8 protein-coding genes are annotated in these 11,843 nt (G+C 60.7%); 7 read left to right on the top strand and 1 reads right to left on the bottom strand.

Going from position 1 to position 11,843, the window contains the following annotated elements; all coding sequences use genetic code 11:
* Positions 1-272: 272 nt before the first annotated feature.
* Complete coding sequence (locus HU773_RS22825) at positions 273-1,397, bottom strand: polysaccharide deacetylase family protein (protein ID WP_120734118.1); 1,125 nt, start codon at positions 1,395-1,397, stop codon at positions 273-275.
* Positions 1,398-1,544: 147 nt separating this feature from the next.
* Here HU773_RS22825 and yaaA point away from each other — a divergent pair, with 147 nt between their 5' ends.
* From yaaA to algG, 7 genes are all read left to right on the top strand, one after another.
* Positions 1,545-2,324, top strand: a complete 780-nt coding sequence (gene yaaA / locus HU773_RS22830; RefSeq protein WP_057438227.1) for a peroxide stress protein YaaA — start codon at positions 1,545-1,547, stop codon at positions 2,322-2,324.
* A gap of 812 nt (positions 2,325-3,136) precedes the next feature.
* Complete coding sequence (locus HU773_RS22835) at positions 3,137-4,453, top strand: nucleotide sugar dehydrogenase (protein ID WP_057438225.1); 1,317 nt, start codon at positions 3,137-3,139, stop codon at positions 4,451-4,453.
* A gap of 83 nt (positions 4,454-4,536) precedes the next feature.
* On the top strand, positions 4,537-6,018 hold the full coding sequence (gene alg8 / locus HU773_RS22840) for a mannuronan synthase (RefSeq protein WP_162947770.1): 1,482 nt from the start codon (positions 4,537-4,539) through the stop codon (positions 6,016-6,018).
* 37 nt (positions 6,019-6,055) lie between these two features.
* The gene (locus HU773_RS22845; RefSeq protein ID WP_029297907.1) at positions 6,056-7,225 is read left to right on the top strand and encodes an alginate biosynthesis protein Alg44; all 1,170 of its coding nucleotides are present in this window, start codon (positions 6,056-6,058) and stop codon (positions 7,223-7,225) included.
* A gap of 107 nt (positions 7,226-7,332) precedes the next feature.
* On the top strand, positions 7,333-8,769 hold the full coding sequence (algK, locus tag HU773_RS22850) for an alginate biosynthesis TPR repeat lipoprotein AlgK (RefSeq protein WP_120734470.1): 1,437 nt from the start codon (positions 7,333-7,335) through the stop codon (positions 8,767-8,769).
* A complete protein-coding gene (locus HU773_RS22855) occupies positions 8,766-10,253 on the top strand; it encodes an alginate export family protein (protein WP_057438224.1) in 1,488 nt (495 codons plus the stop codon). Before algK ends, HU773_RS22855 begins: the two co-directional genes overlap by 4 nt.
* Positions 10,253-11,842 (top strand): mannuronan 5-epimerase AlgG, encoded by a 1,590-nt coding sequence (algG, locus tag HU773_RS22860; RefSeq protein ID WP_186625897.1) that lies wholly within the window; start codon positions 10,253-10,255, stop codon positions 11,840-11,842. The genes HU773_RS22855 and algG overlap by 1 nt, the downstream gene beginning before the upstream one ends.
* Position 11,843: the final 1 nt, after the last annotated feature.

Below are 11,843 nucleotides of genomic sequence, written 5' to 3' on the forward strand. Positions count from 1 at the left end.
GCCTCGATTCGAGCGCCGAATACACCGCAAAGGGAGTCTGGGAAGACGCCACCTGTGGTGCAGGTTTCGGCGATCTGACTTCGTAATACCGCAAAACCCATGACAGGAAAAAGCACTTTGACGCTTTTTTGAAGTTTATTTTTCAGGATGACGAATAGCACTGGCGGGCCGCCACGCACCCCGCTAAAGTCGGAAGTCCGCCTGCATCGAAATGTCGCAGCAAATCACCCCAAAAAACCCTCATCCCCAACAGGGCCGGGCTTTTGCCCTTTTCAGCGAAACGCTTCCCGACAATCCTGCCAACCCAGCCCACTTTGCGCCGTTGCCTGTAGCAACAGCGGCAATGCGACCCGCGCCTTGTCCTGGGTGTCGTGGAACACAATCACCCCTTTGCGCCACAACAACATCAGCGTCAGCACCCGCTGGGCCGACTCGTCGGCCTTGAGCAGGCCCGGTTCATCCTGGGAGTCGATATCCCACAATGCCACTTGCAGGCCCTGGGCCTGGAAAAAGCCCTGGCTGTCAGCCCGGCGCTGGCCATAGGGTGGGCGGAACAGCGGCACGTAGTTTTCCGGCAGCAGGTTCTGGGTCAGCGACGCACTGCGGGTGATCGAGCTTTGCCAGTCGACCCAATGGCTGTGGGAACGGTATTGCCAGCCCTGGATACCCACGCACTGGCCCTGGTACAAACCCTGCACATCGACGGCCGAGGTCTTTTCCAGGCGGGTTTGCAGGCTGTTGCCCAGGACAAAGAAGGTGGCTGTCATTTTCTGCTTGCGCAGGTAGTCGGCCAGCCAGTCGGTCTGACCGCCCAGCGGTGACGGGCCGCCATCGAAGGTCAGTAAAAACAGGCGGTCGTTGAGTTCATCGCCATTGCGCTCGAAATCCCCAAAACGCGCCACTTCGCTGCCGATCTGCGGGAACAGCGCGGCCTTGCGCAACAGTTCATCCAGGTAGCGTTGGTGAAACGCGCGGCTGGGACCGGCCCAGCCTATATAGAAAGATTGCTCGCTCACCTCGAACTTGCCGGCTTGATCGCGCAGGTCGTCGAGGTTGTCCACCAGATAGCAGAATGAGGCGTCCTGTTCGCAGCTTTGCTGGGCGAACATGTAGTTCTCCAGCAACCGCTGCCAGAGGTGGCGGCGCAGGTCGTCGATAGCGCCCTGGTTGACGATCTTCAGCCCCAGGCGCTGCTTGAGGGCCGGTTCATCCAGGGCCTCGCTGGCCAGCAGCGCGTTGGCGAACATGAGGATTTCGGCGCGTGATGCCACATCAAACAGCGCCGGGCTGCTGAGTTTTTCCGGCCAGGTGCCACGGTCCAGGGTCGCGACATCCACACTGGCCGCCTGGGCGCCCAGGCACGTCAGCCAGGCGCACACTAAAAGCGCAATTCGCACAACAGGTCTCCCCCTCCTGATTCGTCGGCCACTATAGCCGATCACTATCCTCCCACAGGGATAACCGTATGGCAGCTATTGGCGTGATAGGTGGAGTCCAACGCCCCAACCCCCTAGAATCCCCCGACGATTACAGGAGACGACTTCATGCTGACGGTGATTTCCCCCGCCAAAACCCTCGATTTCGAGACCCCGCCGGTAACCCAGCGCTTTACCCAGCCGCAATACCTCGACCACTCCCAGGAGTTGATCGAGCAGTTGCGCGAGCTGAGCCCGGCGCAGATCAGCGAACTGATGCATGTTTCCGACAAGATCGGCGGCCTCAACGCCGCACGTTTCGGTAGCTGGACCCCGGCCTTCACCCCGGCCAATGCCAAGCAGGCGCTGCTGGCCTTCAAGGGCGACGTCTACACCGGCCTCAATGCCCAGACCTTCAACGACGCCGACTTCGCTTACGCCCAGGACCACCTGCGCATGCTCTCGGGCCTGTACGGCCTGCTGCGCCCCCTGGACCTGATGATGCCGTACCGCCTGGAGATGGGCACCAAGCTGGGCAACGCCCGTGGCAAGGACCTGTACGCCTTCTGGGGCACGCGGATCAGCGAATGGCTCAACGAGGCCCTGGCTGAGCAGGGCGATGATGTGCTGCTGAACCTGGCCTCCAACGAATACTTCTCGGCGGTCAAGCGCCCGGCCTTGAACGCGCGGATCATCAATACCGAGTTCAAGGACCTGAAGAACGGCCAGTACAAGATCATCAGCTTCTACGCCAAGAAGGCCCGGGGCATGATGAGCCGCTTTGTCATCGAAGAGCGCATCAACGACCCGGCGCAGCTCAAGCAGTTTGATGTACAGGGTTATCGCTTCAGTGCCGAGCAGTCCAAGCCGGATAACCTGGTATTTTTGCGCGATCACGCACCGGAGTAGGTCGCCAGTACAGCGCAAATCCGATGTGGGAGCTGGCAAGCCTGCTCCCACATTTTTTCCGTATTTCAAATGCGGAATCGTCATTACTTTGACGTCAAAAATATTTCTTCAGATTTCCTAACGTTTCTTTCACTCGACATTCGTCAGATTTTTTCGTAGTGGCACCACTTTTTTCAAACAGTAGTGGCACAAAACTATATCCCCGCGTCAACTCCCTATAACCACTAGCCCAATCCGCAAGTGCTATCAATATAGTACTAGTGCCATCTTTCCTAATATTTCAAGAAATTTCCAGAAACAGGATGAGCGGCCAGGAACTATGTCCTTCAGTGCCGCTCATACCACCGGTAACGATTATCTCTGTTCTTGTGCGATATGACTTACACAGCGACCAACGGAAGTAGCAAAGTTGTCATATTCAACTTTGACCCTTCGGTCTAATTAACAACTGTTTAGTTGAGGGCGGGCGACAAGGTTGCATGACCATCCCCTACAAGGCCAAGGCTGAGCCTACCCAAATGGGTCAGTGAGACAACCCAATGCGTTGATAGATAAGGGCTTTATGTCCATATCAAGGCGTTGCGGCACTGACGCCAGACCCTTCTCACCGAAGGCTGGCTGCATTTCAGGGCAAGCCCCAACAATAAGGCCAAGTTGCGCACAACTTGAGTGCATTAGTTAGTCACTCGACTTTTAACATGCCTGCACATGGCAATGCTGTGTCTATTCACCGCATTACCTAGTGCATGAGTGACGCTTGAAAACATGAACTCCGGCCATCTAATGGCGTGATAAAGATAGAGGTAAATGCGATGCGCATCAGCATATTTGGTTTGGGTTACGTGGGCGCAGTATGTGCCGGTTGCCTGTCTGCACGGGGCCACGAAGTGGTCGGCGTAGACATTTCCAAGGATAAGATCGACCTGATCAACGCGGGCAAATCCCCCATCGTTGAACCCGGCCTGGGCGAACTGTTGAGCCAGGGCATTGCCACCGGCCGCTTGCGCGGTACCACCAACTTCGCCGACGCCATCCGCGATACCGACCTGTCGATGATCTGTGTCGGCACGCCGAGCAAGAAAAACGGCGACCTGGAACTCAACTACATCGAGGCGGTATGCCGCGAGATCGGTTTTGTCCTGCGTGACAAGACCACCCGCCACACCATCGTGGTGCGCAGCACCGTGTTGCCCGGCACCGTGGCCAACGTGGTGATCCCGATCCTCGAAGACTGCTCCGGCAAAAAAGCCGGCGTCGACTTCGGTGTCGCGGTCAACCCGGAGTTCCTGCGCGAATCCACGGCCATCGCCGACTACGACCTGCCACCGATGACCGTGATCGGTGAACTGGACAAAGCCTCCGGTGATGTCCTGCAATCGCTGTACGAAGAACTCGATGCGCCGATCATCCGCAAGGACATCGCCGTTGCCGAGATGATCAAGTACACCTGCAACGTGTGGCACGCCACCAAAGTCACCTTCGCCAACGAAATCGGCAACATCGCCAAGGCCGTAGGCGTCGATGGTCGCGAAGTGATGGAAGTGGTCTGCCAGGACAAGACCCTCAACCTGTCCCAGTACTACATGCGCCCCGGCTTTGCCTTCGGCGGCTCGTGCCTGCCAAAAGATGTGCGCGCCCTGACCTACCGCGCCAGCACCCTGGACGTGGAGGCGCCGCTGCTCAACTCGCTGATGCGCAGCAACGAATCCCAGGTACAGAACGCTTTCGACATCGTCTCCAGCCACGACAAGCGCAAGGTCGCCCTGCTGGGCCTGAGCTTCAAGGCCGGCACCGATGACCTGCGTGAAAGCCCACTGGTGGAACTGGCGGAAATGCTTATCGGCAAGGGCTTCGACCTGAGCATCTACGACAGCAACGTCGAATACGCCCGTGTGCATGGGGCCAACAAGGACTACATCGAAGGCAAGATTCCCCACGTCTCGTCCCTGCTCAACTCGGACTTCGACGATGTGATCAACAACAGCGACGTGATCATCCTCGGCAACCGCGACGAGAAATTCCGCGCCCTGGCCCAGCAAGCCCCGCACGGCAAGCAAGTGGTCGACCTGGTGGGCTTTATGTCCCAGGCCACCAGCGTCAGTGGCCGTACCGAAGGCATTTGCTGGTAACAGCAACGGCAAGTTTCAAGCTGCAAGTGTCCTGATCCCCAGCGCTTGCAGCTTGAAGCCTTCTTCACCTTCGGATGACGCTTATGTCCAAGTTAAAACACGTACTGCTCCAATCCGCCGGCTGGCTGGTCTTTCTGAGCCTGCTGATGGGACTCGCCCTGCTGCTGCCGGCGAGTACGTTCGACTCCGAGTCGAAGAATTTTATTTTCCTGATTGGCGCCGTGGGTATCTGGCGCTACTCGATGGGTGCTACGCATTTCTTTCGCGGCATGCTGTTCCTGTACGTGGTCTACCCGCACCTGCGGCGCAAAGTGCGCAAGCTGGGCAAGGCGGCGGACCCGTCCCATGTGTTCCTGATGGTTACCAGCTTTCGTATCGACGCATTGACCACGGCCCAGGTCTACAGCTCGGTGATCCGCGAGGCCATCGAGTGCGGTTTCCCCACCACCGTGGTCTGCTCCCTGGTGGAAATGTCCGATGAGCTGCTGGTCAAGAGCCTCTGGGAAAAGATGAACCCACCGGCTCACGTCAAGCTCGACTTCGTACGTATCGCCGGTACCGGCAAGCGCGACGGCCTGGCCTTCGGTTTTCGGGCGATCTCCCGCCACCTGCCGGACGACCGCGCCGTGGTGGCGGTGATCGACGGCGACACCGTGCTCGCCGAAGGCGTAGTGCGCAAGACCGTGCCGTGGTTCCAGCTGTTCGGCAATGTCGGCGGCCTGACCACCAACGAGTTCTGCGAAGTGCGCGGCGGCTACATCATGAGCGAGTGGCACAAACTGCGCTTCGCCCAACGCCACATCAACATGTGCTCCATGGCCCTGTCCAAGCGCGTGCTGACCATGACCGGACGCATGTCGGTGTTCCGTGCCAGCGTCGTCACCGACCCCGGTTTTATCGCCGACGTGGAAAGCGACTCGCTGCAACACTGGCGCCTGGGCCGTTTCAAATTCCTGACCGGCGATGACAAGTCCAGTTGGTTCAGCCTGATGCGCCTGGGTTACGACACCTTCTACGTGCCCGATGCGGCGATTAACACCGTGGAACACCCGCCGGAAAAGAGCTTTATCAAGGCCAGCCGCAAGCTGATGTTCCGCTGGTACGGCAACAACCTGCGCCAGAACTCCCGGGCCCTGGGCCTGGGCATGGGCCGCCTGGGTCTGTTCACCAGCGTGGTGCTGTTCGACCAGCGCGTGTCGATGTGGACCTCCCTGCTCGGCCTGACCGTGGCGATCATCGCCACCTTCAAGTACGGCGGTGCGTTCATCCTCGCTTACCTTTTGTGGATCGGCATCACCCGCCTGATCCTGACCCTGTTGCTGTCGTGCTCGGGACACAAGATCGGCCCCGCCTACCCGGTGATTCTCTATTACAACCAGATCATGGGCGCGCTGGTGAAGATCTACGTGTTCTTCCGCCTCGATCAACAGTCCTGGACCCGCCAGGACACCAAACTGACCCGCGATTTGGCCAGCTTTCAACGTTGGTTCAACACCTGGTCGTCTCGGACCATGACCTTCTCCGCCGGCAGCATTTTCGTCGCCGTGTTGCTGATGATGGTCTGACCCTGCCAAGCCTGAATTAACTTAAGGAAATGCCCTGATGAACAGTCAAGTAAACGCCAACGTTGTCCACGAATCCGAAGCCCAGCGCCAACACGCCCGGGTGAAAATCCCGGCCAAGCTGCGCTTCTTCGGTGCCGACCGCACGCCCATGGAAGTACGGGTCATCGACCTGTCCGCCGGCGGCCTGGCCTTCAATGCCGCCCAGCAACCGCTGAAGGTCGGCGATGTGCATAAAGCGCGCCTGCAGTTTGTCATCGACAACCTCGGCCTGGCGATGGACGTGGAGCTGTTGATCCGCTCCCACGACCGCCAGACCGGCCGCACCGGCTGCCAGTTCCAGAACCTGGATGCCCAGGATATTTCCACCCTGCGGCACCTGATCACTTCGCACCTGTCCGGCGATATCGTGACCATGGGCGATGTACTGGCGACCCTGCAGCGCGACAACTTCACCAAGGCACGCAAGGTCAAGGACAGCGGCAGCGGCATGAGCGCCTTTGGTCGCCTGCGCGCCGTGACGTTCAGCCTGGCGATCTTCCTGGTGGGCCTGGCGGCATTCGGGTTTGTGTTCAAGTCGGTGTATGGCATGTACTTCGTCAGTCATGCCCAGGCCGGCCTGGTCAGCGTGCCGGGGATGAACGTCACGATGCCCCGCGACGGCACCGTGCAAAGCCTGATCAAAGACAACGGCGTTGCCGCCAAAGGCGCGCCACTGGCGACCTTCAGCACCAGCATGCTGGATGTGCTCAAGGGCCACCTGGACGAAGACCAGCTGCAACCGGCCAAGGTCGAAGAGCTGTTCGGCAAGCAAATGACCGGCACCCTGACCTCCCCTTGCGACTGCATCGTCGCCCAGCAACTGGTGGCCGATGGTCAATACGCGAGCAAGGGTGATGTGATCTTCCAACTGGTGCCGCGCGGCAGCCAGGCGAATGTCGAGGCGCGCTTCTCCTATCGCCAGTTCGGCGACGTGCGCCCAGGCACCCCGGTGAGCTTCCAGGTCGCCGATGAAGAACAGACCCGCACCGGCACCATCGTCAGCAGCACCAGCCTCAACAGCGCCGACCTGTCCTCGGATATCCGCGTGCAGATCAAGCCCGATGCCCCGCTGGACAGCGCCTATGCCGGCCGCCCCGTGGAAGTGACCAGCGACCGTGGTCCGTCCCTGAACTGGCTGATTGATAAAGCCATGGCTGCTGGTTTGTAAGCGAGGATTTGCCTGTGAACCCTATTTCAAGAACAACACAATCCTTGTGGGAGCCCACTTCTGTGGGAGCCGGGCTTGCCCGCGATAGCATCGATTCGGTGCAGCAGATGCACCGCGGCGATGCCATCGCAGGCAAGCCAGCTCCCACAAAAGCTCGCTCCCCCTTGCGACCTGTGGCGCTGCTGGCATTGGCCGTCACACTGGCCGGTTGCGCCGGCCTGCCCGACCAGCGCCTGGCCAATGAAGCCCTCAAGCGGGGCGACACCGCCACCGCCGCGCAGAACTACCAGCAACTGGCAGAGCTGGGCTACAGCGAAGCCCAGGTCGGCCTGGCCGATATCCAGGTCGGCAGCCGTGACCCGGCGCAGATCAAGCAAGCCGAAGCCACCTACCGTGCGGCCGCCGATATTTCGCCCCGCGCCCAGGCCCGTCTCGGTCGTCTGCTGGTGGCCAAGCCCGGCGCCACCGAAGCCGAGCACCGCGAAGCCGAAGGCCTGCTGAAAAAAGCCTTTGCCAATGGCGAAGGCAACACCCTGATCCCGCTGGCCATGCTGTACCTGCAATACCCCCACGATTTCCCCAGCGTCAACGCGCAGCAGCAGATTGATACCTGGCGCTCCGCCGGCTACCCGGAAGCCGGCCTGGCACAGGTGCTGCTGTACCGCACCCAGGGCACCTACGATCAGCACCTGGATGACATCGAAAAAATCTGCAAGGCCGCGCTGAACAGCACCGATATCTGCTACGTCGAACTGGCCACTGTCTACCAGAAGCGCGAGCAACCGGAGCAACAGGCCGAACTGCTCAAGCAGATGGAAGCCGGCTACAGCCGTGGCACCGTCAGCGCCCAGCGGGTCGACAGTGTGGCCCGTGTGCTGGGCGATGCCTCATTGGGCAAGACCGATGAAAAAAGCGCCCAGGCCCTGCTGGAAAAAATCGCCCCTGGCTACCCGGCGTCCTGGGTCAGCCTCGCGCAACTGCTCTACGACTTCCCGGAACTGGGCGACGTCGAGCAGATGATGAAGTACCTCGACAACGGCCGCGCCGCCGACCAGCCCCGCGCCGAGTTGCTGCTGGGCAAGCTCTACTACGAAGGCAAGTGGGTGCCGGCCGATGCCAAGGCCGCCGAAGCCCACTTCCAGAATGCCCAGGGCCGGGAAGTGGCCGCCGATTACTACCTCGGCCAGATCTATCGCCGTGGCTACCTGGGCCAGGTCTACCCGCAAAAAGCCCTGGATCACTTGCTGACGGCGGCGCGCAACGGCCAGAACAGCGCCGACTTCGCTATCGCCCAGCTGTTTTCCCAAGGCAAGGGCACCCAGCCCGACCCGCTCAACGCCTATGTGTTCAGCCAATTGGCGAAGCGCCAGGACACGCCGCAGGCCAATGAACTGGCCGCGCAACTCGAACAACAACTGCCGCCCGCCCAGCGCGCCGAGGGCCAGCGCCTGCTGCAACAAGAGCTGGCCGCCCGTGGTGCCTTGAGCCAAAGCACGCTGCAACTGCACGCCCTGCAAGAAGAAGACGGCGAGGAATCCCTATGAAACTCAATCCATTCGTCAAGGCCGGTATTGGCCTGACCTTCGCCCTGCTGTGGTCGTGCCCGACCCTGGCCGCGCTGACCGAAGACAAGAACTTCGGCCTGGACGTGAAAGTCACCGGCCAGTCCGAAGACGACCGCGACCTGGGCACGCAAAAAGGCGGCGACGTCAACGGCATCGGCCTGGATGTGCGCCCGTGGATCTACGGTGAAAGCGGCGCCTGGAGCGCCTACGCCATGGGCCAGGCGGTGGCGTCCAGCGACATCATCGAGACCGACACCCTGCAACAGTCCGATGGCGACACCACCGAGCAATCGAGCAACAACGACCGCAAGACCAAGAAAAACTACCTGGCCCTGCGTGAGTTCTGGGTCGGCTACAGCGGCTTCACCCCCTACCCCGGCGAGATCCTCAAGCTGGGCCGCCAGCGCCTGCGCAATGATGACGGGCAATGGCGCGACACCAACATCGAAGCGCTGAACTGGACCTTCGACACCACCCTGCTCAAGGCCAATGTCGGCGCCGCCGAACGCTTCAGCGAGTACCGCACCGACCTCAAGGAACTGTCCCCCGAAGACAAGGACCGCCAGCACTTCTACGCCGACGCGGCCTACCAGTGGACCCCGGGCCATTGGGTTGGCGTGCGCGGTCATCACAGCCATGACGACGGCAAGCTCGACTACCCGCAACCGGGCGTGGCCGCCGATTCGCTGGACAAGCGCCAGAACGGCGACCTGACCTGGCTCGGCATTGAGGCCAACAGCGACGCTTATAACTGGCGCAACACCAACACCGTCAACTACTGGGCCAGCGTCACCGGCATGCAGGGCGACCGTAGCAACGTCAACGCGCTGAACGCCGACGGTAGCCGCCCGGCCAACGCCAAGCGCAATACCGATGTGGATGGCTGGGCCACCGACCTGGGGGTGCGCCTGCGCCTCGACCCGCAGTGGCAAGTGGGTGCGGCCTATGCCCGCGCCAGTGCCGACTACGAGCAGAACGGCCTGCAAAGCAACCGCTCGAACTTCACCGGCACCCAATCGCGGATGCATCGTTTTGGCGAGGCGTTTCGCGGCGAGATGAACAATATGCAGTCCATGAGCCTGTTCGGTTCCTGGCAGTTGCGCGATGACTACGACGCCAGCCTGGTCTACCACAAGTTCTGGCGTGTGGACGGCAACAAGCCAGTGGGCAGCAATGGCATCGACGCGGTGCAGAACAACTACGACGACGTCACCGGCGCCGTGCTGTCCAGCGCCTCCCTGCCCCTGGAAGACGGTAAGAAAGACCTTGGCCAGGAGATGGACCTGGTGGTCACCAAGTACTTCAAGAAGGGCCTGCTGCCCGCCGCCCTCAGCCAGTCGATCGACGAACCGTCGGCCCTGGTGCGCTTTCGTGGCGGTGTGTTCAAACCGGGCGACGCCTATGGCAAGCAAGTCGACTCGTACATGCACCGCGCCTTTGTCGATGTGATCTGGCGTTTCTGATGGGAGCCTGCGCAATGAATCCTCACGCCCTCAAAGGCTCGGCCCTGCTCGCTGCGGCAATGCTGCTGGCGTGCGCCCCGGCCTTTGCCAATGTCGAGCCGCAGGTCAAGGCGCCCACCCTCGCCAAGGAACTGCAACAGGCCAAGACCTACACCATCACCAGCCCGCCTACGGCGCCGCTGGAGATGGCCAAGCCGCCGCTGCCGGACCTCTCGGGCTACACCGCCGAAGCCTTGGCGAAAAAAATCGTGCGCAGCAAGGCCGGTAAGGTCAGCGTGCGCCGGATGATGCAGGAAAACGCCCTCAAGGACTTTATCGGCGGCGACAACAAGATGGCCGAATGGGTGGTGCGCCAGCACGGCATTCCCCAGGCGATCTTTATCGACGACGGCTACATGAACCTCAAGGACCTGCTCAAGAAGGTGCCCAAGCAATACCTGAGCGAAACCTCTCCCGGCGTGTTCCTGGCCAGGCTGCCGATTGTGGTCGGCGAAAAAGGCATCCTCGAAATCGACGGGCAGACCCAGGAATTGCGCCTGTCCCAGGAAGCCGGCTCGTTCCTGGTCAACGACGGCCAGCTGTTTGTGCGCGACACCAGGATCACCGGCTGGCGCGAGAAAACCAACGGCCCGGCGACCTTCCGCTCGCCCATGGAATTCCGCCCGTTCCTGCTGGCCTGGGGCGGTACCCAGACCTATATCGTCAACAGCAAGATGGCCAGCTTCGGCTATGCCAACAGTAAGTCCTACGGTGTGAGTATTTCCCAGTACACGCCGAACATGGCCAAGGTCCTCAAGCGCCCGGAGCCGACCGGCTGGATTGTCGATTCCGAGTTCTCGGACATGTGGTACGGCTTCTACTGCTACGAGACCACCGGTTTTGTGATCAAGGGCAGCACCTACAAAGACAACATCGTCTACGGCATCGACCCCCACGACCGCTCCCACGGCCTGATCATTGCCGACAACACCGTGTACGGCACCAAGAAGAAGCACGGCATCATTATTTCCCGTGAGGTCAACGACAGCTTCATCTTCAACAACCGCAGCTACGACAACAAGCTGTCGGGCCTGGTGATCGACCGTAACAGCGTGAACAACCTGATCGCCGACAACGAGATCTACCGCAACCACACCGACGGCATCACCCTCTATGAGAGCGGCGATAACCTGTTGTGGGGCAACAAGGTGATCAGCAACCGTCGCCACGGCATCCGTATCCGTAACAGCGTGAACATCCGCCTGTACGAGAACCTCGCCATGGCCAACGGCCTGACCGGGGTCTACGGCCATATCAAGGACCTGACCGACACCGACCGCGACATCGCGCTCGACCCGTTCGACACCAAGGTCTCGCTGATCGTGGTTGGCGGCGAGCTGGCGGCCAATGGCAGCGGGCCGCTGTCCATCGACTCGCCGTTGAGCATCGAGCTGTACCGCGTGTCGATGCTCGCGCCGACCAAATCCAGTGGCATCAGCTTCTCCGGCGTTCTAGGTGAGCGCCAGGAAGAGATTCTCGACTTGCTGGTACGCCAGAAAAAAGCCGTGTTGATCGACCCTGTCGAACGCCAGACCCCATTGCAGGACTGAG

The organism is Pseudomonas shahriarae (genome assembly GCF_014268455.2).
Taxonomy (GTDB): domain Bacteria; phylum Pseudomonadota; class Gammaproteobacteria; order Pseudomonadales; family Pseudomonadaceae; genus Aquipseudomonas; species Aquipseudomonas shahriarae.